The 24,332-nt window shown below is 69.8% G+C and carries 21 protein-coding genes and 1 other RNA gene; 18 read left to right on the top strand and 4 right to left on the bottom strand.

The window, feature by feature from the left end; all coding sequences use genetic code 11:
- Nucleotides 1-2: 2 nt before the first annotated feature.
- The 6 genes from ligA to IT184_00625 all read left to right on the top strand — a co-directional run bounded on the left by ligA (nt 3) and on the right by IT184_00625 (nt 7,810).
- Complete coding sequence (gene ligA / locus IT184_00650) at nt 3-2,024, top strand: NAD-dependent DNA ligase LigA (GenBank protein MCC7007302.1); 2,022 nt, start codon at nt 3-5, stop codon at nt 2,022-2,024.
- On the top strand, nt 2,021-3,547 hold the full coding sequence (locus IT184_00645; GenBank protein MCC7007301.1) for a trypsin-like peptidase domain-containing protein: 1,527 nt from the start codon (nt 2,021-2,023) through the stop codon (nt 3,545-3,547). Before ligA ends, IT184_00645 begins: the two co-directional genes overlap by 4 nt.
- Nucleotides 3,544-4,947: a sigma-54-dependent Fis family transcriptional regulator gene (locus IT184_00640; protein ID MCC7007300.1), complete on the top strand. Its 1,404-nt coding sequence runs from the start codon at nt 3,544-3,546 to the stop codon at nt 4,945-4,947. Before IT184_00645 ends, IT184_00640 begins: the two co-directional genes overlap by 4 nt.
- A 101-nt stretch (nt 4,948-5,048) precedes the next feature.
- Nucleotides 5,049-5,519: RNase P RNA component class A (gene rnpB, locus IT184_00635), an RNA gene on the top strand.
- Between the two features lie 207 nt (nt 5,520-5,726).
- Nucleotides 5,727-6,848 carry an amidohydrolase family protein gene (locus IT184_00630; protein ID MCC7007299.1) on the top strand — a complete coding sequence of 374 codons (1,122 nt, stop codon included), beginning with the start codon at nt 5,727-5,729 and terminating at the stop codon, nt 6,846-6,848.
- 17 nt (nt 6,849-6,865) lie between these two features.
- Nucleotides 6,866-7,810, top strand: coding sequence for an SDR family oxidoreductase (locus tag IT184_00625; GenBank protein MCC7007298.1), 945 nt, complete (start codon nt 6,866-6,868; stop codon nt 7,808-7,810).
- A 4-nt stretch (nt 7,811-7,814) separates the two neighbouring features.
- Here the strand turns inward: IT184_00625 and IT184_00620 are convergent, their stop codons facing one another.
- Entirely contained in the window at nt 7,815-8,453 is a 639-nt protein-coding gene (locus tag IT184_00620) for a DJ-1/PfpI family protein (protein ID MCC7007297.1), read from the bottom strand.
- Between the two features lie 70 nt (nt 8,454-8,523).
- On the opposite strand from IT184_00620, the gene IT184_00615 reads away from it, so the two are divergent.
- The 10 genes from IT184_00615 (at nt 8,524) to IT184_00570 (ending at nt 18,056) form a co-directional block, all read left to right on the top strand.
- The gene (locus IT184_00615; protein ID MCC7007296.1) at nt 8,524-9,597 is read left to right on the top strand and encodes an AI-2E family transporter; all 1,074 of its coding nucleotides are present in this window, start codon (nt 8,524-8,526) and stop codon (nt 9,595-9,597) included.
- A 260-nt stretch (nt 9,598-9,857) separates the two neighbouring features.
- A complete protein-coding gene (locus tag IT184_00610; GenBank protein MCC7007295.1) occupies nt 9,858-10,181 on the top strand; it encodes a helix-hairpin-helix domain-containing protein in 324 nt (107 codons plus the stop codon).
- The gene (locus IT184_00605; GenBank protein MCC7007294.1) at nt 10,178-10,804 is read left to right on the top strand and encodes a hypothetical protein; all 627 of its coding nucleotides are present in this window, start codon (nt 10,178-10,180) and stop codon (nt 10,802-10,804) included. The genes IT184_00610 and IT184_00605 overlap by 4 nt, the downstream gene beginning before the upstream one ends.
- Nucleotides 10,792-11,031 carry a hypothetical protein gene (locus IT184_00600; GenBank protein MCC7007293.1) on the top strand — a complete coding sequence of 80 codons (240 nt, stop codon included), beginning with the start codon at nt 10,792-10,794 and terminating at the stop codon, nt 11,029-11,031. Before IT184_00605 ends, IT184_00600 begins: the two co-directional genes overlap by 13 nt.
- A gap of 105 nt (nt 11,032-11,136) precedes the next feature.
- A complete protein-coding gene (locus IT184_00595; protein ID MCC7007292.1) occupies nt 11,137-12,099 on the top strand; it encodes a sigma-54-dependent Fis family transcriptional regulator in 963 nt (320 codons plus the stop codon).
- Between the two features lie 180 nt (nt 12,100-12,279).
- On the top strand, nt 12,280-13,425 hold the full coding sequence (gene gcvT / locus IT184_00590) for a glycine cleavage system aminomethyltransferase GcvT (protein ID MCC7007291.1): 1,146 nt from the start codon (nt 12,280-12,282) through the stop codon (nt 13,423-13,425).
- A 30-nt stretch (nt 13,426-13,455) separates the two neighbouring features.
- Nucleotides 13,456-13,830 carry a glycine cleavage system protein GcvH gene (gene gcvH, locus IT184_00585; GenBank protein MCC7007290.1) on the top strand — a complete coding sequence of 125 codons (375 nt, stop codon included), beginning with the start codon at nt 13,456-13,458 and terminating at the stop codon, nt 13,828-13,830.
- The gene (gene gcvP, locus IT184_00580) at nt 13,830-16,682 is read left to right on the top strand and encodes an aminomethyl-transferring glycine dehydrogenase (protein MCC7007289.1); all 2,853 of its coding nucleotides are present in this window, start codon (nt 13,830-13,832) and stop codon (nt 16,680-16,682) included. The genes gcvH and gcvP overlap by 1 nt, the downstream gene beginning before the upstream one ends.
- A 4-nt stretch (nt 16,683-16,686) precedes the next feature.
- A complete protein-coding gene (locus IT184_00575; GenBank protein ID MCC7007288.1) occupies nt 16,687-17,355 on the top strand; it encodes an acyloxyacyl hydrolase in 669 nt (222 codons plus the stop codon).
- 233 nt (nt 17,356-17,588) lie between these two features.
- The gene (locus IT184_00570) at nt 17,589-18,056 is read left to right on the top strand and encodes a heme-binding domain-containing protein (protein MCC7007287.1); all 468 of its coding nucleotides are present in this window, start codon (nt 17,589-17,591) and stop codon (nt 18,054-18,056) included.
- A gap of 2 nt (nt 18,057-18,058) precedes the next feature.
- Here the strand turns inward: IT184_00570 and IT184_00565 are convergent, their stop codons facing one another.
- Complete coding sequence (locus IT184_00565) at nt 18,059-18,940, bottom strand: aminotransferase class IV (protein MCC7007286.1); 882 nt, start codon at nt 18,938-18,940, stop codon at nt 18,059-18,061.
- A gap of 42 nt (nt 18,941-18,982) precedes the next feature.
- Between IT184_00565 and IT184_00560 the strand changes: the two genes are divergently transcribed.
- On the top strand, nt 18,983-20,557 hold the full coding sequence (locus IT184_00560) for an NAD(P)H-hydrate dehydratase (protein MCC7007285.1): 1,575 nt from the start codon (nt 18,983-18,985) through the stop codon (nt 20,555-20,557).
- Nucleotides 20,557-20,979: a tRNA (adenosine(37)-N6)-threonylcarbamoyltransferase complex ATPase subunit type 1 TsaE gene (gene tsaE / locus IT184_00555; protein MCC7007284.1), complete on the top strand. Its 423-nt coding sequence runs from the start codon at nt 20,557-20,559 to the stop codon at nt 20,977-20,979. Before IT184_00560 ends, tsaE begins: the two co-directional genes overlap by 1 nt.
- Here tsaE and guaB read toward each other — a convergent pair.
- Both guaB and IT184_00545 read right to left on the bottom strand, forming a co-directional pair.
- Entirely contained in the window at nt 20,958-22,481 is a 1,524-nt protein-coding gene (gene guaB, locus IT184_00550; GenBank protein ID MCC7007283.1) for an IMP dehydrogenase, read from the bottom strand. The two genes, tsaE and guaB, sit on opposite strands and share 22 nt — an antisense overlap.
- A 12-nt stretch (nt 22,482-22,493) precedes the next feature.
- Nucleotides 22,494-24,332 (bottom strand): SEC-C domain-containing protein (locus tag IT184_00545; protein ID MCC7007282.1); only part of this gene is annotated, 1,839 nt, incomplete at its 5' end.

The raw sequence follows: 24,332 nt of genomic DNA, 5'->3' as shown, positions 1-24,332 counted from the left end.
CGGTGTCCTCGCCCGCCGAGCGCGTCGCCGAACTTCGCGACCTCATCCGCTATCACGAAGAGCGGTACTACGTCGACGACAACCCGGAGATCTCCGACGCCGAGTTCGATCGGCTGATGCACGAGCTCGAGGCGCTCGAGGCGCGCCATCCCGACCTGCGCGATCCCAGCTCGCCGACCGAGCGAGTCGGAGGCCGCCCGGCCGAGGGCTTCGAGACGGCACGCCACCTCGCGCCGATGCTCAGCCTCGACAACGTCTACAGCGAGGAGGAGCTGCTCGAGTTCCACGCCAGGCTCTGCCGCGCCATCGGCGAGCCGCCGGAGACGCCGCTCGGCTACGTCGCCGAACTGAAGATCGACGGGTTCAGCATCGCGCTGACCTACGAGGCCGGCCGGCTCGTCCGCGCGGTCACGCGTGGCGACGGCACGGAAGGCGAGGACGTGACCGCCAACGTGCGGTCGGTCCGCGCCATCCCGCTCCGGCTTCGCACGCCGCCGCCGATCGCCCAGCTCGAGATCCGCGGCGAGGTGTTCCTCCCGCGCCAGGTGTTCGAGCGGCTCAACGCCGACCGCGAGGCTGCCGGGGAGCCGCCGTTCGCCAATCCGCGCAACGCCGCGGCTGGCAGCATCCGGACGCTCGACACCGCCGCCGTCTCCAAGCGCGGCCTTCGGGCGTTCACGTATCAGGTCGTGACGCCGCCCGGCGCGCCGGACATTGCGGCGCGCCATGGGGAGATCCTCGAACGGCTTCGCGCCTGGGGCTGTCCTGTCGAACGGCATTGGCAGCGTTGCGCCTCCATCCAGGACGTGATCGCCTTCACCCGCACATGGCGCGACGCCCGGCGCTCGCTCGGCTTCGACACCGACGGCGTCGTCGTCAAGCTCGACGACCTCGCGCTGCGCGAGACGCTCGGCACCACCGCGAAGTTCCCTCGCTGGGCGACGGCGTTCAAGTTCCCGGCCGAGCAGGGGATCACGCGCCTGCTGCGCATCGAGGTCAACGTCGGCCGAACCGGCGCCGTCACGCCGTACGCCGTGCTCGAGCCCGTGCAGCTCGGCGGGACCACCGTGCAGATGGCGACGCTGCACAACGAGCAGGAAGTCGCCCGCCGTGACGTTCGCGACGGCGATCTCGTCATCGTGGAGAAGGGCGGCGACGTCATCCCGAAGATCGTCGGCCCGGTCATCCGCGAGGGCGAGCCTCGCAGCGCCCCGTGGACGATGCCGGCGACGTGCCGGTTCTGCGGGAGCACGCTCGTGCGGCCGGAAGAGGAGGTCGTCTGGCGCTGCGACAACGTGTCGTGCCCCGCGCGAATTCGCCGGGCGCTCGAACACTTCGCCTCGCGCCGGGCGCTGAACATCGAAGGCCTCGGCGAGTCGTTGATCGATCAGCTCGTGAGCAAGGGGCTCGTGCGCGACTTCGCGGACCTGTACGGCCTCACCGTCGGGACGCTCGCGGGCCTCGACCGGATGGGACCGAAGTCCGCCGCGAACCTCGTGGCGGAGATCGACAGAAGCCGCGGCGCGGAGCTGTGGCGTGTGATTCACGGCATCGGCATCCGGCACGTCGGCGAAGGCGGCGCCCGCGCGCTTGCCCGGGCATTCCGTTCCATGAGCCGGCTGCGCGCCGCCTCGCTCGCCGAGCTGCAAGCCGTGCCGGACGTGGGCGAGGTCGTCGCCACGTCGGTCCGCACGTTCCTGGACGAAGCACCCAACGCCGCGCTGCTCGACCGGTTGGCGGCGGCGGGCGTCCGCATGGAGGACGAGCCGTCACCGGACGCCGACGCGCAGCCGCTCGCGGGACAGACGTTCGTGATCACCGGTACGCTCGCCGCGATGAGCCGGGAGGCGGCGGCCGAAGCCATCGAGCAGCTCGGCGGCAAGGTGGCCGGCAGCGTCAGCCGGAAGACCACCGGGGTCGTCGTCGGCGCGGACCCGGGGTCGAAGCTCGACAAGGCCAGACGGCTCGGCATCCGCGAGCTCGACGAGGCCGCGTTTCTGGCCCTTATAATGAAACCACGATGAGTCGGGTCGCCCTCGCCGTGACCGGGCTGACCGGCGCCGTGAGCTTCCTGCTCGGGCTGGTCTTCGCCAGCACGAGACCGCCCCTGCCGACCACGACGCTGCCCGTGCCGGCTCGTGCCGGCAAGATCCAGCCGCTGACCATCGTCACCCGCGCCGAAGCACCGGCCGTCGCTCCGCTGGTGGCGGCGGCCGCCGCGAATGCGGCGCCCGTCGCGGGCGTCGACTTCGGCGCCGTCGCGGCCACCCTCAACGCGACGGTCGTCAACGTCGATACGGCCAGCCGGGGGCTCGACGAGCGGGCGCGTCCGCGAGGGCGGTACGTGCCGGGTGAGGCGATGCAGCCTCGGGAAGGATCGGGCAGCGGCTTCATCATCGATCCGGCCGGGTTCGTCCTCACGAACTACCACGTCGTGACGGGCGCCGACCGCGTGACCGTGACGCTCAGCGACGGCCGTCCGTTCAAGGCCGACCTCATCGGCGTCGATCCGGCGCTCGACATCGCGCTCCTCCAGATCCATACCGGCGACAAGCTTCCGGCGGCGCCGCTCGGCGACTCCGACGCGCTCCGTGTGGGCGAGTGGGTGTGCGCCATCGGCAATCCGCTCGGCGTCTACGTGCACTCGGTCACGGTCGGCGTGGTGAGCTTCCTCGGCCGCAAGCTGTTCGATCCGGGCCTCGACGCGTTCATCCAGACGGATGCCGCCATCAGCTTCGGCAACAGCGGCGGCCCGTTGATCAACGCGCGCGGTGAGGTCGTCGGCATCACGACCGCCGTGAGCGCGCAGGCGTCGAGCATCGGCTTCGCGATTCCCATCACGCAGGTCATCGCCGTACTGCCGCAACTGCACGCCACCGGCATGGTCGCGCGCGGATTCCTGGGTGTCGGGCTCACGACCGTCACGCCGGAGCTTCGGCGGGCGCTGCGCCTCGCCCCCTCGCAAGGCGCGGTCGTGCAGGACGTGTCGCCCGACAGCCCGCCCGATGCGGCCGGCCTCCGCGCGTACGACGTCATCGTCGGCGTCGATGGCCAGGTGATTCGGTCCGACGAGGACCTGATCCGCTACGTGTCGAGCCGACCGCCCGGCACGCTCGCCGCGCTCGACGTGTGGCGCGACGGCCAGACGCGCACGGTACACGTCAAGCTGCGGGATCGTCCGCTGCCGCCCGCCGTGCAGCGCCGGACACCGCCCGACGCCGACATCCGGCCGGTCGTCCAGGACAAGACGCCGCTCGGCATGAAGGTGCGCGAGCTCGACGAGGCCACGGCCGCCCGGCTCCGCATTCCCGACCAGATCGAGGGCGTGCTCATCGCGGAAGTCGATCCGGCCGGGCCGGCGAAGCTCGCGCAGCTCAAGGCCAATCAGGTCGTCGTGGAGCTGAACCGTCAGCGCGTCGGCAGCGTGCGCGAGTACGTGTCGGCCGTCTCCCATCTCACGCGCGGCGACGTCGCCGCGCTCCTCATCTACGACCGGAACACCAGACAGCACACCATCGTGACCGTGACGCCCGACGCCGACCGATGAAGGCCCGGATTCTCGTCGTCGACGACGAACCCGCCATCCGGGATGCGATGCGGATGATTCTCGAGTACGAAGGGCACGACGTGCAGCTCGCGGGCTCGGGTTCCGAAGCCCTCGCCCTCGTCGATCGCGAGGCGCCGGATCTGGTCTTCCTCGACATCAAGATGCCCGGCGTGGACGGGCTCGAGGTGCTCGGCCGGCTGCGCAGCCAGAACGACACGCTGCCCGTCGTCATGATCTCGGCGCACGGCACCGCGGCCACGGCGCTGGAGGCCGGGCGCCTCGGGGCCTTCCGGTTCATCGAGAAGCCGCTCTCCAAGGACTACGTGCTCGACGCCGTGCGCGAAGGGGTGGAGCTCGGCACCTTGCGGCGCGAGAACCGCACGCTGCGCACGGCGCTCGAAACGCGGCACCAGCTCGTCGGCGAGAGCGCCGCGCTCACGCAAGTGCTCGAGCAGGTGCGCCGTGCGGCGCCGACCAATGCCACCGTGCTGATCCTCGGCGAGAGCGGCGCCGGCAAGGAGCTCGTCGCCCGCGCGATGCACAGGAGCAGCCTGCGTGCCCGCGAGCGCTTCGTGCAAGTCAACTGCGCCGCCATTCCGGAAGACCTCATCGAGTCCGAGCTGTTCGGCCACGAGCGGGGCGCGTTCACCGGCGCGACCGAGAAACAGGTCGGCAAGTTCGAGATGGCGGATCGCGGGACGATCTTCCTCGACGAAGTCGGCGACATGAGCGCGAAGACGCAGGCCAAGGTGCTGCGCGTGCTGCAGGAAGGCGAGGTCGAGCGGCTGGGCTCCTCGCGCACGATCAAAGTGGACGTGCGCGTGATCGCCGCGACGAACAAGGACCTCGAAGAGGAGATTGCCTCGGGACGCTTCCGCGAAGACCTCTACTTCCGGCTCAGCGTGATTCCGATCCGCGTGCCATCGCTCAGCGAGCGGCGCGACGACGTGCCGCTGCTCGTGCAGCACTTCGTGGCGCAGTTCAGCCGCGAGAACAACCGGCGGCTCGCGCGTTTCACGCCCGGAGCGCTCGACGCGCTCGCCGGCGCGCGCTGGCGCGGCAACGTCCGCGAGCTCAAGAACGTCGTGGAACGCATCCTGATCATGACGGATCGCGACCTCATCGACGCCGACGACGTCAGGCAGGTCGTGCGCGGCGACGCGCGGCCAGCCTCGCCTGGAGCCGTCCCATCCGCCGGGCCCGCCACCGTCCCGATGACCGGCCCTCGACCCACCACGCTCCGCGAATTCAAGGAATGGTCGGAACGCGCGTTCCTCGTGGAGAAGCTCAAAGAGTACGGCTGGAACATCTCACGGACCGCCGACGTCATCGACACGCCGCGCAGCAATCTCTACAAGAAGCTCGAGCAGTACGGGATCAAACAGGAGAACGAGGCGTAGCGGCCCCTGGCCCCCCGATGCGCGCCCCAGGACTCGGGCCCCGGGACCCGGGACCCGGGACTCGGGACCCAGGACCGTGTTCTACTATGTATCGTTCCGCTGCAGTGTGCCGGACGACCGCCGGTGTTCGTCCCGCGGTGCCGGGCGGGGTTCTCCTCGCCGGCAGCGCGGGCGGAGACGGGAGGAAAGTCCGAACTCCAAAGGGCAGTGCGCCGGGTAACGCCCGGTCGGGGTGACTCGAAGGACAGTGGCACAGAAAACATACCGCCGGCTTTCGCTTCAGGCTCTCGGGCCGCGAGCGGCAGCAGGTAAGGGTGAAAAGGTGCGGTAAGAGCGCACCGCGTCCGCTGTGAGGCGGATGGCAGGCAAAACCCCGCACGGAGCAAGGCCAAATAGGGAGGCGCTCGAGGACGGCCCGTCCGAAGCCTCCGGGTAGGCCGCTCGAGCCCGCCAGCAATGCCGGGCCTAGAGGAATGGTCGTCACCCCGCCGAGGCGGACTGGAGCGGCGCGCAAGTTGCCGCGAAGGCCGCGGACGCGGGGGACAGAATTCGGCTTACGGCAGGCTGCAGTGGAACGCCTTGTCTCGGTAGGGAAGCATCATCCACGACTCCATCCTGGAGGTCAGATGGCATTATCGCGTCGCGTGTCAATCGCCCTCGCTGCCTGTGTCGCGCTGGGCGCTTTCGTGACGGCCGCACAGCAACCGCCGGCCGCGCCTCCGGCGGGCGGTGGTCCTGCCGGTCAGGGAGCGCCGGGGGGCGGCCGAGGCCGGGGCCGCATGGGCGGCGTCCAGATCGAGGCCGGTCAGGAATGTCCACCTGGGACGACCGAAGTCCGCCTGCGCAACTGCGGCGCGCCGACGATGCCCGCGCCGTCGATCCTCGACTACCGGCCCGTGTCGACCCTCGTCACGCCGGAACACCCCGTGCCGCGGGCCAAGTACGGCGCCATCGACTACCACGCGCACATCGCCAACTACCTGACCTCCGCCGAGTCGCTCGACACGCTCGTCAAGCAGTTGGATCAGATCAACGTCCGGATCGCCGTCAGCTCCGACAACATGTCGGGCGAGCGCCTGCAACGCGCGCTCGACGTCGTGCGCGCCAGCCCGCACAAGGATCGCGTGCGGATTCTCACCGGCATCAACTTCCAGAACGTCGGCCCGGGCTGGGCGGAGAAGGCGATCGCCCAGCTCGAGGCGGACGTGAAAGCGGGGGCGGTGGGCGTCGGCGAAGTCGGCAAGGGCCTCGGGCTCACGACGAAGAAGGCCGACGGCACCAGGCTGAAGGTGGACGACCCCGATCTCGATCCCGTCTGGGAGGCCTGCGCGCGGCTGAACATCCCGGTGTTCATCCACACGGCCGACCCGCCCGAGTTCTTCAAGGCCATCGACTATCACAACGAGCGGTGGCTCGAGCTGGCGCTCTTCCCGGAGCGGCGCTGGTTCGGCCCCGGCATCCCGGCGCTCGACGAGCTGCTCGCCGAACGCGACCGCATGTTCAAGAAGCACCCGCGCACGAAGTTCATCGCCGCGCACCTGGCGTGGTACGGCAACGACCTGCAGCGGCTGGGCAAGCTGTTCGACGAGGTGCCCACGCTCACGGCGGAAGTCGGCGCCGTGCTCTACGACATCGGTCGTCAGCCCCGTCAGGCCCACGACTTCTTCGTCAAGTACCAGGACCGGTTGCTGTTCGGCAAGGACACCTTCGAGCCGACCGAGTTCCCGTACTACTGGCGCGTGTTCGAGACGACGGACGACTACTTCGACTACTACCGCCACTACCATGCGTTCTGGAAGCTCTACGGCATCGGCTTGCCGGATGCGGTGCTGCGGAAGCTGTACTATGGGAACGCGGTACGGATCACGCCCGGGCTGCCGCAGTCCGGCTGGCCGCGGTAGTCCGATCGGGAGGCGGGTTGGCGAAATACCTCGTTACTGGAGGGGCAGGGTTCATCGGATCGCATCTCGTCGAGGAGCTGCTTCGGCGCGGACACACCGTCCGCGTCGTGGACGACTTCTCGACGGGACGCCGCAGCAACGTGCCGCACGGTCGGGTCGAGCTGTACGAGGCCGATCTGGCGGCCGAGGGCGTCGCGGCGCGCGCGGTGGCCGGCTGTGACTACGTCCTGCACCAGGCCGCGATCCCGTCCGTTCCTCGATCCATCCAGGATCCGGCCGCCTCGCACCGCGCCAACGTGGACGCCACGCTCGCGGTGCTGATCGCCGCGCGCGATGCCGGCGTCAAGCGGCTCGTCTTCGCGGGCTCATCGTCGGTCTACGGCAATACGGCCGATCTGCCGAAGCACGAAGACATGCCGACGCAGCCGCTCAGCCCGTATGCGCTGCAGAAGCTCGTCTCGGAACAGTACTGCCGGCTCTTCACGCAGCTCTACGGATTCGAGACGGTCACGACGCGATACTTCAACGTGTTCGGTCCGAGGCAGGAGCCGGGATCGCCGTACTCCGGCGTCATCTCGCTCTTCGTCGAGGCGCTCGTCGAAGGCCGTCGTCCGCGCATCTACGGGGACGGGCTGCAGACCCGCGACTTCACGTACGTGGGCGACGTCGTCGACGGCGTGCTCGCGTCGTGCGAGGCGCCTGGAGCCGCTGGTGAGGTGATCAACGTCGCCGCCGGTCGCCGCGTGTCGCTCCTCGAGCTGGTCGCCGTGCTCCGGCGCCTTCTGGGCGTCCAGACGACGCCCGAGTTCGCGCCGGCGCGCGAGGGCGACGTGAGGGATTCGCAGGCCGACATCGCGAGAGCCCGCCATCTGCTGGGATTCGAACCTCGCGAGGGCTTCGAGGAAGGGCTGCGCAAGACGCTGGCCTGGTACCAACAGGAACGGGCCGTCGCCCGCGGGTAGCGCGTCACGAACGCGTCGCCGCGTCGGCGCGGACGTACCGCGGCGCTTCGGGCCGCAGGTGTGCGCGGCCGTAGCGCACGTCCGACGGGTAGTACTCCGCGAACATCTGCACGTCGCCGGCGACCGTGTCGCCGGCCTCGCTGGCGATGAAGGCGAGGGTCATGTCGATGCCGGCCGAGACGCCCGCGGCCGTCCACACGGTTCCATTCCGCACGAACCGCTCTTCGACGACCTCGACGGGCCGCGTGCGAAGCTTCGCGAGCTCCCCCCAGTGCGTCGTCGCGCGCTGCCCGCGGAGCAGGCCGGCGCGCTCGAGCAGGAACGCGCCCGTGCAGACCGAGAGCACGGCGCGCGCGCGAGCGGCTTCGCGCTGGATGAACTCGATGACCGCGGGCCGATCGACCGCCACGCGCGAGCCCTGTCCGCCGGGAACGAGCAGGTAGTCGAGCGGGGGACACTGCGCGATCGTCACGTCCGGATTGATCGACAGGCCGTTGGCACAGCGGAGCGGACCGTCCGCCTCGGCGACGACGAGGCGGCGCGCCGGGCCATCGTAGAACTTGCCCCACGTGCCGACGATTTCCCACGGGCCCACGAAGTCGAGCTCCTCGACATCGGGGAAGACGAACACTCCAAAGGTCATGCGGATGCTCCAATCGAGCTGACGGTCTCGACAGTGTAGACTCAAGGGCGCGCGACGACGCACGCCTCTCATGGCCGAGGACCGGTTCCGAAGCGCCTTCCTGCTCCTGCTGGTCATCGCGGTGACGCTGGCGTTCGGCGCCGTGCTCCGGCCGTTCGCCACCACGATCCTGCTCGCGGCGATTCTCTCCGGCCTCGTGAGGCCCCTCTACACGCGGCTCGAGCGCGCCTTCAACGGGCGCCGCCCGCTCGCGGCCGGCGTCACGCTGCTGCTCGTGCTCACGCTCGTCATCGTTCCGCTCTTCGGCGTCTCCACGGTCGTCATCAACCAGGCGATGCGCGTGTCCGAACGCATCACGCCCGTGATCGAACAGATGGTCAGCGAGCCGGGCTGGCTGGGCGAGCGCGTGCAGCGGCTGCCCGGCTTCGAGCGGATCGAGCCGTTCCGCGAGCAGATCCTCACTCGGCTGGCCGATGTCGCGAATCGCGTCGGGAGCACGCTGGTCGGCTGGCTCTCCAGCGGCACGCTGAGCACGGTGAACTTCGTCTTCCAGTTCTTCCTGCTCCTGTACACGATGTTCTTCCTCCTGATGGACGGCCCGCGACTGTGGCGCCAGATCCTCCGGCACCTGCCGCTCACCGAGCGGGACCAGCTCCAGATGACCGAGCGGTTCCTGTCGGTGACGCGCGCCACGGTGAAGGGCACGCTCATCATCGGGCTCGTGCAGGGCAGCCTCTCCGGGCTTGCGTTCGCGGTGGTCGGGATTCCCGACGCGCTCTTCTGGGGCGTCGTCATGGCGCTGCTCTCCGTGCTGCCCGTGGTCGGCGGCGCGCTGGTCTGGGTGCCGGCGTGCGTGATTCTGCTGCTCGGCGGCCACCCGATGCGCGCCGTCTCGCTCGCCGCCTTCTGCAGCCTCGTCGTCGGTTCGGTCGACAACCTGCTGCGGCCGCGTCTCGTCGGCCGCGACACGCGGATGCCGGACGTTGTCGTGCTGTTCTCGACGCTTGGCGGGCTGGCGGTGCTCGGCGCGAGCGGGTTCATCATCGGGCCGATCCTCGCCGGCATGTTCATCACCTGCTGGGAAATCTTCACGGCGAGCCGGCATCCGGAAATGAATCCCGTCATCACCGACGGCGAGGAGTAGCCGCGAGCCTTCTGGGGGAGGAGCAACGGCAGGCGTCGGCGTTCGTGCCTTCAGCGCCGAAGCGCATCCCGCCGTTGTCGTTTCCCGCGCCCGGCGCGGCCACCGTGCTGGCGAAGCCTGGCGCGATTGGCTTCCAGTCCGCGCTGTGTCAACGACTTGCACCGACACGACATGAGTGGTCCGACGCTGGCGAGGTCCTTGCCAGAGGGAAGAACGGCCGCGTCGCGGCCACTTCAGCAGGAGGACCCATGAAGCCGTGCATGCGTTTACTGGGCGCCGCGCTCTCGTGCGCCATCGTTTGTCTGACCGGGCTCGCCGCCCCCGTCCGTGCGCAGGAGGCCAAAGCGCCCGCCGCCGCGACGGCAGCGCTCGTCAACCTCAATCAGGCCACCGCGACCGATCTCCAGCAGTTGCCGGGCATCGGGCCGTCGATGGCCGCACGAATCCTCGAGTACCGCCAGAAGAACGGCACCTTCAAGAAGATCGAAGAGCTCATGAACGTCCAGGGGATCGGCGAGAAGAACTTCCTCAAGCTGAGGCCCCTGATCACCGTGGGCTCGGCTTCGAGGACGGCCGATCGGTGATCGTGCGACATCCCGGCGCGTTGCCGGCCGCAGGCACACCTGCCCACCGCCATCGTGACGAGGGCGCGACGCTCGCGGACGTCGTGGTCGCGCTCGGCCTCGTCCTCACGCTGGGAGTCCTGTCGGTGCCGGTGACCGCCCGAGCGGTGGAAGCCGGCCGCGTTCGACACGCGGCCGGCTTCATCGCCGCCATCATGAGAGACGCGCGGCAGCAGGCGGCGTTCGAGGCTCGCTCCGTCGGCGTGGCGTTCGAGCCCACGCACAACGGCTGGACGCTTCGGCGCTGCGCCGACGGCAACGGCAATGGCCTTCGGCGTGCCGACATCGCCGACGGCATCGACGAGTGCTCCAGCTCGCCGACGATGATCGAGCGAGTGTTCAAGGATGTAGCGATCGCCGTCGACCCGGCTCTTCGGGGTCCGGCGGGCGAACCAGGGTCGCCCGATCCCGTCCGGTTCGGCGCGAGCAATCTCGCGAGCTTCTCGCCCGACGGCGATGCGACGGCCGGCACCGCCTTCATTCGGTCGGCGAGCGGCATTCAGTACTGCGTGCGGGTGGGCGGCGTCAACGGGCGAACGCGCGTTCTCCGGTACGACCCAGGCTCGAGAACATGGCAACCGTAGCGCCAACTCGCGTTCGGATTGGCAGCGACGTCAAGACCCTGGGCGAATGGCCCGGCGGCATCGAGCTCGAGGGGCGCCTCCGGCTTCGGCCCGGCCGCGAGGTCGACGTGGTCGACACCGGACCGGACGCGCCGGCGTCGCCGCGGCGCGCGGTGGTCTGGTCGTGGACGGTCGTCGCGGTGGGTAGGAACGGGCCGCTGTTTCGCGGCATCTGCCACTGGACGTGAACGTGCGGGCTCGCCTCGGGCCAACGGACGACGCGGGCCCGTGCGGCGGGAGGGCGCCGAACGCCAGTTTCTGGCACCACTGTTGATACACGCACTCGAGGGGCGGTGGCGATGCTGGTGGGCGAGAGCGAGGTCATGCGCGAGTTGCGCACGCGAATCGGACGGATCGCGCGGACGAGCTTCACCGTGCTGGTCGAGGGCGAGAGCGGCGCAGGCAAGGAACTGGTCGCGCGCGAGATCCACACGAGGAGCCCGCGCCATCGCGGGCCCTTCATCGCCGTCAACTGCGCGGCCATCGTCGACACGCTGGTCGAGGCGGAGCTGTTCGGCATCGAGGAGCGAACCGCCACGGGCGTGCGGGGCCGCCGGGGCAAGTTCGAGCTGGCCGATCAGGGGACGCTCTTTCTCGACGAAGTCGCGGACCTGTCGCTCACCGCGCAGGCCAAGCTGCTCCGGGTCCTGCAGGACATGACCGTCGAGCGGGTCGGCAGCACGGGGCTCCAGTCGATCGACACGCGCGTGATTGCCGCGACGAACCGAAGCCTGCACGCGATGGTGACGGGCGGCCAGTTCAGGGCCGACCTGTACTACCGCCTCTCGGGGGTCGAGATCGTCGTGCCGCCGCTCAGGGATCGACGCAGCGACATCCCGTTGCTCATCGATCACTTCCTCCGGCGCCACAGCAGGACGACGGAGGTGACGATCGCGAGCGCGGCGAGGGAAGCGCTGACGGTCTACAACTGGCCGGGAAACGTCCGGCAGTTGGCGCGCGTGCTGGAGCGTGCGATTGCGCTCGCGGCGGGTCCGCAAATCACCCTGGCCGACCTGCCGGACGCCGTGCGGCACGAGTATCGTGAAGTGCAGGCCGGCGCGGGCGACTGCGACGACTCCCTGCGCGGCTGGTGCAGCCGGTACGTGCGGCTCGTCCTGGAGCGCTGCGGCGGCAACAAGCGGCGGGCCTGCGACGTGCTCAACATCAGCTACCACACGCTGCAGGCCTATCTCGAATACCCCTATCGCCCCACCCGTCGTCGTCTCGCTCACGAGAACCGTGAGGCCGCATCGTGAACGCCACGACCTCCGACTACCCGACCAGTGTTCTGCTACCGCGACGCCTGCGATCCACGTGCGACACGGCGACCGCGCGAGTCGGGCGCAATGCGGCGGGCGCTCCTTGACCGGCTCACGACGCAATAGTACGTTGTGGTGCCATCGGCGAGGAATGGGTCCGCGCCGGCGCCATCGACGATGTCAGCAGGTACGACCGCCGGTCCGCGAAAGACGCCACTCAACGACACGCACCGGGCCAGCGGCGCCCGGATGGTCGAGTTCGGCGGCTGGGACATGCCGTTGGAGTACTCCGGCATCACCGCCGAGCACATGGCCGTGCGGACGCGCGCTGGCGTCTTCGACGTCAGCCACATGGGACAAATCGAAGTCGCCGGCGCGGACGCCCTCGCGCTGATCCAGCGCCTCACCTGCAACGACGCGTCGCGACTCGCCATCGGACAGGCCCAGTACTCCGCGCTCACGACGCCGACCGGCACATTCGTCGACGACGTGCTGGTGTACCGGATGGCGGCGGACCATTACATGATCGTGGTGAACGCTGCGAACATCGCCGGCGACCACGCGTGGATCACCGCCGAGGCGAAGGCCGAGGGCGGCGACGTCGCGGTCGTCAACGCGAGCGCCCGATATGCGCTGATCGCGGTGCAGGGTCCCGCCGCGATCGACGTCCTGAAGCAGCTCACGGCGGTTGACCTCGACGCCATCAAGTACTACTGGTTCGCCACCGGCGAGGTCGCCTCCGTCCTGGCGACGATCTCGCGGACCGGGTACACCGGCGAGGATGGATTCGAGCTGTTCGTCCCACCTGCCCAGGCAGTGCGCGTGTGGACCGCGGTGCTGGAGGCCGGTCGTGCGGTCGATCTGATCCCGTGCGGTCTTGGGGCGCGCGACACGCTGCGCCTGGAAGCCGGCATGCGGCTCTGCGGCACCGACATGGACGACGCGACCACGGTGCTCGAGGCTGGCCTGGGGTGGATCGTCGGCTGGCAGAAACCGTCGTTCATGGGAGCCGAGCGGCTGCGCGAGCAGCGGGCCCAAGGTCTCAGCCGCCGCCTCGTGGGCTTCGAAGTGCGCGACCGCGCCATCGCGCGACACGGCCATGCCGTGCTCCTCGACGGCGCGCCCTGCGGCGTGGTGACGAGCGGCACGCAGACGCCGTTCCTGAAGAAGGCGATCGGCCTCGCCATGGTGCCGGCCGCGCTCAGCGCCGTGGGCACGCCGCTGCAGATCGACGTCAGAGGCCGGACGGCCGCGGCGGAGGTGGTCGCCGAACCCTTCTATCGGCGGCCGCGCCCGAGGCCTGCCGCGGCGCCAGCCCCGTGACGACGCCGCCAGACGCGGTGGAGGAGTGCGATGTATCCAGCCGAGTTGAAGTACACCAAGGATCACGAGTGGATCCGGGCCGACGGGAACGAGTTCGTGGTAGGAATCACCGACTTCGCGCAGCGCCAGCTCGGCGACGTCGTGTTCGTGGATCTGCCGGATCCGGGCCGCGTGATCAGGCAGGGCGAGGCGTTCGGCACGATTGAGTCGGTCAAGGCGGTGTCCGAGCTGTTCGCGCCGATTTCAGGCGAGGTCGTGGCCACCAATCCCGACCTGGCGACCCACCCGGAATCGGTCAACGGCAGGCCGCACGAGACCTGGATGATTCGGCTGCGCGCGACGGACCCGGCCGAGTTGGAGGCGCTGCTCGACGCGTCGGCCTACAGTGCCGTGGTGGCGTCCTAGTGCCGGACGTCTTCGAGCGCCGCCATCTGGGACCGCAGCACGACGATCTCGCGTCGATGCTCGAGGTCGTCGGCGCGTCGTCCGTGGACGCGCTGATGGACGAGATCGTCCCGCCGGACATCAGGGTGGGCGGCGCGCTCGAGTTGCCGCCCGCCGAAAGCGAATTCGAGTACCACCGGCGACTGCGGCAGATTGCCGCGAAGAACCGCGTGGCCCGGAGCTACATCGGCCTCGGCTATCACGACACGGTCACGCCGCCGGTCATCCAGCGCAACGTCTTCGAGAACCCCGGCTGGTACACGCCGTACACGCCGTACCAGGCCGAAATCGCCCAGGGCCGGCTCGAGTCGCTGCTCAACTTCCAGACCATGGTCTCGGACTTGACGGCGATGGAGGTCGCGAACGCCTCGCTGCTCGACGAAGCGACCGCCGCCGGCGAAGCGATCGCGATGCTGCGCCGCGTGCACAAGCGCGCCGAGGCGCGCACGCTGCTCGTCGGCACGCACACGTTTCCGCACGTGCGGGCCGTGCTGGAGTCGCGCGCCTCGCTGCTCGGTCTGGAGGTCCGGCATGCCGATCCCGCGAGCATGACGTTCGACGATGGCTGCTTCGCGGTGTACGTGCAGTCGCCGGACGATCACGGCACGCTCCTGGATCTGCCCGCGCTCGTCGCGCGCGCCAGGCAGACGGGAACGCTCGTGGCGGTCGGCACGGACTTGTTGTCGCTGGCGATCGTCGCGCCGCCCGGCGAAGCCGGCGCCGACGTGGTCATCGGCAGCGCACAGCGGTTCGGCGTGCCGCTCGGCTACGGCGGTCCGCACGCCGCGTTCATGGCGACGCGCGACGTCTTCGTCCGGCAGATGCCGGGCCGCCTGATCGGCGTCTCGGTGGACGCCGCGGGCCGCCGGGCCTTTCGCATGGCCCTGCAGACGAGAGAACAGCACATCCGCCGTGAGAAGGCGACGTCCAACATCTGCACGGCGCAGGCGCTGCTCGCGAACATGGCCGCGTTCTACGGCGTCTACCACGGGCCTGCCGGCCTTCGCACGATCGCCGACGCCGTGCACACGGCGGCGGCCACGCTCGAGGCCTCGATCGCGCCGACCGGATGGCGCCAGCGCAACCCTCGCTACTTCGACACGCTGCGGTACGAGCTCGACGAGGACGCCATCGCGCGCATCGACCGGGCCGCAGAAACCCGCGGCATCAACCTGCGGTATCCCGACGCCACGAGCGTGCAGATCTCGTTGAACGAGACGGTCAGCCCGGCGGATCTCGCCGACCTGGTCGACGTCTTCGGCGAGGCCGCCGGCAGGCCGCTGCCGCTCGTCGCGCCTCGCGCGTCGCTCCCGGGTTCCATGCGCAGGACGTCCGCGTTCCTCACGCATCCCGTCTTCAACGCGCACCACTCGGAAACCGAGATGATGCGGTACATCCGCACGCTCGAGCGCAGGGATCTCGGTCTCGACACGGCGATGATTCCGCTCGGGTCGTGCACGATGAAGCTCAATGCGGCGGCCGAGATGATGCCGGTGAGCTGGCCGGAGTTCTCGCGGCTGCATCCGTTCGCGCCGGTGGAGCAGGCCGCGGGATACCGGCAGGTGTTCGCCGAGCTGGAAGCAGCGCTCGCCGAGGTCACCGGGCTCGCAGCCGTGTCGCTGCAGCCCAACTCGGGCGCCCAGGGCGAGCTGGCGGGGCTGCTCGTCATCCGCGCGTACCAGGCCTCGCGCGGCGAGAGCCATCGTCGCGTGGCGTTGATTCCGCAGTCGGCGCACGGCACGAACCCGGCGAGCGCTTCGATGGCCGGCCTGCAGGTCGTCATCGTCGCCTGCGACGCGCGCGGGAACATCGACGTGGACGATCTCTCCGCCAAGGCGGCACGGCACGCGGGCGATCTGTCGTGTCTCATGGTGACGTATCCGAGCACCCACGGCGTGTTCGAGCGGCGCATCCGCGACATCTGCCGCATCGTGCACGAGCACGGCGGCCAGGTGTACATGGACGGCGCGAACATGAACGCGCAGGTCGGGTTGACACGGCCCGCGGCGGTCGGCGCCGACGTCTGTCACCTGAACCTCCACAAGACGTTCGCGATCCCGCACGGCGGAGGCGGACCGGGCATGGGTCCCATCGCCGTCGCCGCTCACCTCGCGCCCTTCCTGCCCGGGCATCCGCTCGTGGCCACCGGCGGAACACAGGCGATCGCGCCGGTGTCGGCCGCGCCGTGGGGCAGCGCGAGCATCCTGCTGATCTCGTACGGCTATCTGCGGCTGCTGGGGCCGGCGGGCGCGACCAACGCGACGCGCATCGCCATGTTGAGCGCGAACTACATCAAGGCGCGCCTCGAGCAGGCGTTCCCGGTCCTCTATACCGGCGATCGGGGCCGCGTGGCACACGAGCTCATCTTCGATCTCCGCCCGTTCAAGGCGACGACCGGAATCGACGAACAGGACGTCGCCAAGCGGCTGATCGACTACGGCTTCCATGCGCCCACGGTGTCGTTTCCCGTCGCCGGCACGCTGATGGTCGAACCGACCGAAAGCGAGCCGAAGGAGGAGCTGGACCGCTTCTGCGACGCGATGCTCGCGATCCGCGAGGAGATCCGCGCCATCGAAGAGGGCCGCGTCGACGCGCACGACAGCCCGCTCAGGCATGCGCCGCACACGGCCGAGGATGTTGCCGCCACGGACTGGCGTCACCAGTACACGCGGGAGCAGGCGGCCTACCCGGTACCGTCGCTGCGCCAGCGCAAGTTCTGGCCGCCGGTGTCGCGCATCGACAATCCGTACGGCGATCGCCATCTCGTCTGCTCCTGCCCGCCCGTGGAGGCGTACGCGGAGCCATCGCGCTGAGGCCGTGGGCTCACGATCGCTCGGCCTGACCCTCGCGATGCTGTTGGCGCTGGCCAGCAGCGTCTCGGCGCAGACGGGCGGCGCCGGGCCGGCCCGGCCGTGGACGGTCGGACTCTACGTCGGCGGGTCGGCGCACTCGCCCGTGGGCCGGCACTGGGGGCTCACGCCGGACCGCCGGCATCTGCAGATCGGCGTGCACGCGACGGTTCCGCTCGTGGTCCGCGCGCGATGGTCCTTCCGGTACGCCCCCGAGCTGACGCCGCTCCTCATCGTCACCAACAACCCGACGTACCGGCGCGGGCTGTCGGAGTCGGGCACGCCGACGATCGTCGAAGGTGCGCCGGCGCCTGTCGCCGCGTTCGGCTTCGCGCCGATCGGGTTCGAGGGACAGCAGCGCGTGACCGGCCGGGTGGTCGTCTACGAGAGCGGCGCGCTCGGTGCGCTGTGGTTCACGCGGCAAGCGCCGGTGCTGGGCTCGCGCGCGTTCAACTTCACCTTCGAGTTCGGCGGCGGCGTGCTGTGGCCGATCGGCGCGCGCACGGCGTTGCGGACCGGCTACAAGTTCCATCACTTCTCGAACGCCAAGACGGCACCGGAGAACCCCGGCGTCGACGCCGAGATGTTCTTCGTCGGCCTCGAGCACAGCCTCTCCCGCGGAGCGCGCGCCAACTGAGCGCCGACCGCGATCGCTTCAGCTCCGAGCCAACGGGCTCCCTGGACTCCAGCGTCGACCCAAGAGCCGCTGGTCGGGAACTGCGCGGTGCGGAAGGTGGGATGTCGTAGACGCTCGAGGCGCAACGTCCGTCTGGTGGCAGATCACAGCGACTGCATCGCGCTCATGACCACGATCCGGCGACGACGCGCCGCCGATCTCGAAACCGCTCTAGAATGATCGAGGACTTCAGCGTGCCACTCGTGCCCTCGCCGAAGAAGATCGTGCTGGTCATCGCGGTGCTGCTCGTCGCGGCACAAGCCATCCGGCCGGCGCGCACGAACCCGCCGACGGATCCGTCGCGAACGCTCGCCGCCGTGGCGCAGGTGCCGCCGGACGTGAAGGCGATCCTCGATCGCTCGTGCCGCGACTGCCATTCGCACGACACGGTCTGGCCCTGGTACAGCCAGGTCGCGCCGTTCTCCTGGGTTCTCGTCTCTCACGTCAACGAGGGGCGCGAGCACCTGGCGCTGTCGGACTGGGCCGCGTACGATCGTCCGCGCGCCACGAAGAAGCTGCAGGAGATGTGCGAACAGGTGCGCGCGGGCGACATGCCGATGAGCTCCTACGTTCTGCTGCATCGAGATGCCGCGCTGAGCGACGCCGACGTCCAAGCGCTCTGCGCGTGGACCGAGCAGGCGCGCGCCGCGCTCGGCCCCTGAGACTAGACGCGTGGTTCGGGCGCGAGCTCGCGCACGCGCGCGCGGAATCGTTCGAGCAGGGCGAGCGTGATGCGCCCGGGCCGTCCGCTCGCCACCGGCGTGCCGTCGACCCGCGCGACCGGCGTGATCTCGCGCGTCGTCCCCGTGAGAAACAGCTCGTCCGCCCGCGCGACGTCTTCTGGCGTGAGCGTCCGCTCGCCACCCGGATAGCCCGCCTCCGCCGCCAGCTCCAGCACGAACTCCCGCGTGATGCCGGGCAGCAGGCCGGCCGAGAGCGGCGGCGTCCAAACGCCACCGTCCTTCACGACGAACACGTTGGTCTGCGAGCCTTCCGCCAGCTCGCCGGCATGGTTCAGCATCAACGCCTCGTCGGCGCCCCGCGCGTACGCGTCCTGGGCGGCCAGCGCGTTGTTGAGCAGGTTGTTCGATTTCATCAACGGGTTCAGCGCCTGCGGATGATTGCGGCGCACGTCCACGACGGCCACGGCGACCCCGTCGCTGAAGCTCCGCTCCGGCGGCAGCACGAGCGGCTTGACGATGATGACGACCGACGGGGTGGGCGTCACGGACGGGTCGTACGACAAGTCGCCCACGCCGCGCGTCACGAGCACCCGGATGTAGCACTCGCCCCAGTCCGGCCGCTCGGCCATCGTGCGCTCGATGTCTCCGCCAATCTCGCCATCGGAGAACGGCAGCGGAAGACGCATCAGCGCGGCCGAGCGGCGCAGACGCGCCAGGTGCCGGTCGAGCAGGAACGGCGCGCGCTCGTACGTCCGCATGGTTTCGTACACGCCTTCGCCGTAGAGGAACCCGTGGTCGAACACCGAGATCACCGCGTCGGCTGCCGGGCGGATCGTGCCGTTGACGAACACCACCGCGTCCATGGCAGTAGTGTATCTTCAGGCACGACGACACGTCGGAGTCCCATGCGTGTGCTGAACAGCCGTCAGATGCGTGAGGCCGATCGCCGGACGATCGAGGAGGTCGGCGTCCCGTCGCTCGTCCTCATGGAGCACGCCGGGCGCGAGGTCGTCCGCGCGATGGACGCGGCCTTCGAGGACCTGGCGGATCGGCGCGTGGCGGTGCTGTGCGGCCGCGGCAACAACGGCGGCGACGGGTTCGTGGTTGCCCGGCTGTTGGCCGAGCGCGGCATCGACGTCAGCGTCTACGTCATCGGCGCCGCCCACGAGATCAAGGGTGATGCGCGCGTGAACCTGCAGGCGCTCGGGCAGCTCGACCTCGATGTGGTCGAGGTCGGCGACGCCGCGACCTGGGAACGGCACGCGCCGGACGTGCTCGCCCGTGACGTCGTCGTGGATGCGCTCTTCGGCACTGGTCTGCGCGGGCCGGTGAGCGGGCTCGTCGAAACGGTCATCGCGGATGTCAACGCGTCGGATCGCCCGGTGGTCGCGATCGATCTCCCGAGCGGGCTGTCGGCCGACACGGCCGAGGTGCCGGGCACGGCGGTGAACGCCGTGATGACGGTGACGCTCGGCGCGCCGAAGCTGCCGCTCGTGCTGCCGCCTGCCGAACGGCTGGCCGGGCAGCTCGTCGTCGCCGACATCGGGATTCCGGAGGCCGTCATCGCCGCACTGGACGGCCCGCGCGTGGACGTGCTGACGCGAGCGGCCATGCGGCCGCTGATCCGCCCGCGGGCGGCCGACGCGCACAAAGGCGATTTCGGCCGCGTGCTGATCGTGGCCGGATCGCCCGGCCGCACCGGTGCGGCAGCGCTGGCAGGCCGCGCCGCGCTCCGCGCCGGCGCCGGGCTCGTGACGATCGCCGTGCCGCGCAGTTCGGCGGCGATCGTGGCTGCCCTCGGGGCGGAATACATGACGCTGGCGCTCGACGAGGCGCCGGACGGCACGATCGCCGACGAGGCCGCACGCACGATCCTGGCCTTCGATGCCGACGTCGTTGCCATGGGCCCGGGCTTGGGACGGTCGCCGTCGGTTGCCGCGGCCGTGCACGCGCTCGTCGAGCGATCCGACGTGCCGCTCGTGCTCGATGCCGATGCCGTCGTCGCGTTCGCGGGTCATCTGGAGCTGCTTGGCGGGCATCGAGGTCCAGTCGTGCTGACGCCCCATCCCGGCGAGATGGCGCGCCTGGTCGGCGCGTCGATCGAAGCCATTCAGTCGCACCGGGTGGACGCCGCAACGGACCTGGCCACCGCCCGCCGCGTGCATGTCGTGCTGAAGGGCCATCGCACGCTGGTCGCGGCCCCCGACGGGCGCGTCGCGGTCAACGTCACCGGCAATCCCGGCATGGCGACCGCCGGGGCCGGCGACGTGCTCACCGGCATGATCGCCGCGCGGTGCGCCCAACTGCACGACGTCGATGCGGCCGCGAGGCTGGCGGTGTACCTGCACGGACGCGCCGGCGACGTCGCGGCCGATGCGCACGGCCAGGTGTCGCTCATCGCCGGGGATATCATCGAGGCGCTCGGTGAGGCCGTGCTCGACCTGATCGGTCCGGAGCCGCCGCCGGCGGCGATTGCGTGATCGGCCAATACACGACGCACTCGGAGGCCGAGACGGCCGACGTCGGGCGCGCGCTCGGGCGCACGCTCGGCCCTGGCGCCGCCGTGCTGCTGCGCGGGCCACTCGGCGCGGGAAAGACGGCGTTCACGCGCGGGCTGGCCGAAGGGCTCGGCTGCGATCCGCGCGAGGTGTCGAGCCCGACGTTCACGATCGTCCAGGAATACGCCGGACCGACCGTGCTGCAGCACGTCGACTTGTACAGGCTGTCGCCCGCGGAGGTGGACGACCTCGGGATCGACGATCTCTGCGAGGGCGCGGTGCTGGCGGTGGAGTGGCCGGAGCGCTGGCGCCGGCCGCCAGCCGGCGCCATCGACGTCGACATCGAACCCACCGGCGCCGACGGCCGGCGGATCCGGATTCGCTATCGCGACTCGACGCGGTAGTTCGGCGCTTCCTTGGTGATGACGACGTCGTGCACGTGCCCCTCGCGCACGCCGGCCGAGGTCACGCGGATCAGCATGGCCTCCCGCTGCAGCGTCGGAATCGTCGGACATCCGCAATAGCCCATGCCCGCGCGGAGGCCGCCCACGAGCTGGTGGATCATCGCGGACACGCTGCCCTTGTAGGCAACGCGCCCTTCGATGCCTTCGGGCACCAGCTTGTCGCTGCCATCGCCGCTGCCGCTCTCGAGATCGAACTCGTCCTGGAAGTAGCGGTCGCGGCTTCCCCGGCGCATCGCGCCGAGCGAGCCCATGCCGCGGTACTCTTTGAAGCTGCGCCCCTGATACAGGATGATCTCGCCCGGACTCTCGTCCGTGCCGGCGAACAGGCTTCCCACCATCACGGCGCTCGCTCCAACGGCGAGGCTCTTCGTGATGTCTCCCGAGTAGCGGATGCCGCCGTCCGCCACGATCGGCACGCCACGATCCCATGCCGCCCGCGCGCACTCGGCGACGGCCGTGATCATCGGCACGCCGATGCCGGCGACGACGCGCGTGGTGCAGATCGAGCCGGCGCCGATCCCGACCTTGACGGCGTTGATGCCGCGCTCGATGAGCGCGGCCGTCGCCGCGCCGGTCGCGACGTTGCCCGCCATGATGTCGACATCGGGATACCGCTCGCGCAACTGGGCCACCATGTCGAGCACGCCCTGCGAGTGGCCGTGCGCGGTGTCGAGCACGAGCAGGTCCACGTGCGCGTGGACCAGCGCATCCGCGCGATCCATCGTGTCCTTGCTCACGCCGATGGCCGCGCCGACGCGGAGGCGGCCCAGCCGGTCCTTGCAGGCGTTCGGGTACTTGACGAGCTTCTGGATGTCCTTGACGGTGATCAGGCCCTTCAGCCGGAAGTCGGCGTCCACGACCAGCAGCTTCTCGACCTTGTGGCGGTGGAACATCTCGCGCGCCTGATCGAGCGTCGTGCCGACCGAGACGGTCACGAGGTTCTCGCGCGTCATGATCTCGCTGATCGGCCGCTCGACGCGCGTCTCGAACCGGAGATCGCGGTTGGTGAGGATGCCGACGAGGCGGCCCTCCTTGCTGCCGTCCTCGGTGATGGGCACGCCGCTGATACGGTACTTCTTCATCAGCTCGAGCGCTTCGTAGATCTTGTGGCGCGGCGAGAGCGTGATCGGATTGACGATCATGCCGCTCTCCGAGCGCTTCACGCGATCGACCTCCGACGCCTGCTCGTCGATGCTCAGGTTCTTGTGGATGATCCCGAGGCCGCCGTGCTGGGCCATCGCGATCGCGAGCCGGCTCTCGGTCACCGTGTCCATGGCGGCGCTGAGAATCGGCACGTTCAGGCGGATCCTGGAGGTGAGCTGCGACGAGACGTCCACGCGGCTGGGCAGGATCTCGGAGTGCCGGGGGACGAGGAGCACATCGTCGAACGTCAGCGCTTCGGGCAGGCCCGCGCTGACCTGGGCGGCCGGACTGAGGGGCATCGTCATAGGAAGCTAGGCGCCATGGCACTTCTTGTACTTCTTGCCGCTGCCGCAGTAGCAGGGGTCGTTCCGGCCGATCTTCGGCTCGTCGCGGCGCACGGTCGCGACCGGCGCATCGTCGCCGCCGGTGCGGGCCGGACGCGGCGGCGGCTGGGCGCGTGCGGCGGCGGGGGGAAAGGCTGACGCCGGCGCGGCTGCGCCCGCGCCGCTCAGCGTCACCGGAGCCGGGCGCTTGGGGGCCGGGCGCGTCGGCGGCGCCAGCAAGGGCGCGCCCGCGGCATCGGCCGGGCCTTCGATGACGGGGCGAAGCCGCCACAAGTACCGGACCATCTCCTCGTCGATCCGTTCCTTCATCGCCTGGAACAGCTCGAAGCTCTCTCGCTTGTACTCGACGAGCGGGTCGCGCTGGCCGTAGCCGCGCAGGCCGATCCCTTCCTTGAGGTGATCGAGGCTGTAGAGGTGGTCCTTCCACTGCGCGTCGACGATCTGCAGCATGATGTCCCGCTCGACGCGACGCAGGAGCGCCGGATCCGGCAGGAGGTGCTCTTTCGCCTCGTAGTTGCGAACCGCCAGGTCGTAAATCGCGTCGACCATCTCCTCGGGCGTCTGCTTCTCGAGGCCGAGCGCCTCGATCTCATCGGGCTCGATCCCCAGCAGCTCGCTCACGCCGCGCACCAGGGCGCCGAGATCCCACTCCTGCGGCTCCTGTTCCTTCGCGGCGAAGGTCTCGACGACCTGCTGAATCTGCTCTTCGGCGAGCGTCATCAGGTACGCGCGCGTGTCGAGGACGTCGGCTTCCTCGTCGAGCTTGATCTGGCCGACGAGCAGTTCCCGGCGCAGCGTGTAGACGTTCTCCCGCTGCTTGTTCATCACGTCGTCGTACTCGAGCAGGTGCTTGCGCGTACCGAAGTTCTGCGCCTCGACCTGCCGCTGCGCCCGCTCGATCGCCTTCGTGACCATCCCGTGCTCGATCGGCACGCCCTCTTCCATCCCGAGGCGCTGCATCAGCCCGGCGATCCGGTCCGAGCCGAAGATCCGCATGAGGTCGTCTTCGAGCGACAGGTAGAAGCGCGACGATCCGGGATCGCCCTGGCGTCCGGCGCGGCCGCGGAGCTGGTTGTCGATGCGGCGCGCTTCGTGCCGCTCGGTGCCGATGATGTGCAGGCCGCCCAGCGCGACCACGTCCTCGTGCTCGGCGTCGGTCTGCTGCTTGGACTCGGCGTAGAGGCGCTCGTACGCCTCCCGCGAGACCCGGTAGAAGCTGTCGAGGTGATGGAAGTAGACGAACTCCTCGTCGTCGACGAACCGCTCCTGTCCTTTCGGCAGCCGCTCGGCCAACTGGTCGGCCAGCGTGCGCTGCCTCGCCATGAACTCGGGATTGCCGCCGAGCAGGATGTCGGTGCCGCGGCCGGCCATGTTGGTGGCGATCGTCACGGCGCTCCGGCGGCCGGCCTGCGCCACGATCTCGGCCTCCTGCGCGTGGTATTTCGCGTTGAGCACGACGTGCTTGACGCCGCGCCGCTTCAGCATGCTGCTCAGCTTCTCGGACTTCTCGATCGAGACGGTGCCGACGAGCGCCGGCCGGCCGGACTGCTGTCTGTCGACGATGTCGGCGAGGATCGCCTCGTACTTCTCCTTCTCGGTGCGGTAGACGCTGTCGGGCTCCTCCTTGCGGCGGAGCGGCCGGTGCGACGGCACGACGATCACGTCGAGCTTGTAGATCTTCGCGAACTCCTCGGCCTCGGTTTCGGCCGTGCCGGTCATCCCGGAGAGCTTGTCGTACTTGCGGAAGTAGTTCTGGAACGTGATGGTCGCGAGCGTCTGGTTCTCGCGCTCGATCTTGACCTTCTC

Source organism: Acidobacteriota bacterium (assembly GCA_020853395.1).
Lineage (GTDB): Bacteria > Acidobacteriota > Vicinamibacteria > Vicinamibacterales > SCN-69-37 > JADYYY01.
This window is presented reverse-complemented; position numbering and strand designations above follow the sequence as displayed.

What these genes read in the sequence shown, in the direction of transcription:
- gcvH (MCC7007290.1), top strand. Translation starts at nt 13,456, where the DNA reads ATGTATCCAGCCGAGTTGAAGTACACCAAGGATCACGAGTGGATCCGG.
- IT184_00630 (MCC7007299.1), top strand. Translation starts at nt 5,727, where the DNA reads ATGGGCGGCGTCCAGATCGAGGCCGGTCAGGAATGTCCACCTGGGACG.
- guaB (MCC7007283.1), bottom strand. Translation starts at nt 22,481, where the DNA reads ATGCCCCTCAGTCCGGCCGCCCAGGTCAGCGCGGGCCTGCCCGAAGCG.
- IT184_00600 (MCC7007293.1), top strand. Translation starts at nt 10,792, where the DNA reads ATGGCAACCGTAGCGCCAACTCGCGTTCGGATTGGCAGCGACGTCAAG.
- IT184_00645 (MCC7007301.1), top strand. Translation starts at nt 2,021, where the DNA reads ATGAGTCGGGTCGCCCTCGCCGTGACCGGGCTGACCGGCGCCGTGAGC.
- IT184_00560 (MCC7007285.1), top strand. Translation starts at nt 18,983, where the DNA reads ATGCGTGTGCTGAACAGCCGTCAGATGCGTGAGGCCGATCGCCGGACG.
- IT184_00615 (MCC7007296.1), top strand. Translation starts at nt 8,524, where the DNA reads ATGGCCGAGGACCGGTTCCGAAGCGCCTTCCTGCTCCTGCTGGTCATC.
- IT184_00610 (MCC7007295.1), top strand. Translation starts at nt 9,858, where the DNA reads ATGCGTTTACTGGGCGCCGCGCTCTCGTGCGCCATCGTTTGTCTGACC.
- IT184_00640 (MCC7007300.1), top strand. Translation starts at nt 3,544, where the DNA reads ATGAAGGCCCGGATTCTCGTCGTCGACGACGAACCCGCCATCCGGGAT.
- IT184_00565 (MCC7007286.1), bottom strand. Translation starts at nt 18,940, where the DNA reads ATGGACGCGGTGGTGTTCGTCAACGGCACGATCCGCCCGGCAGCCGAC.
- IT184_00620 (MCC7007297.1), bottom strand. Translation starts at nt 8,453, where the DNA reads ATGACCTTTGGAGTGTTCGTCTTCCCCGATGTCGAGGAGCTCGACTTC.
- gcvT (MCC7007291.1), top strand. Translation starts at nt 12,280, where the DNA reads ATGTCAGCAGGTACGACCGCCGGTCCGCGAAAGACGCCACTCAACGAC.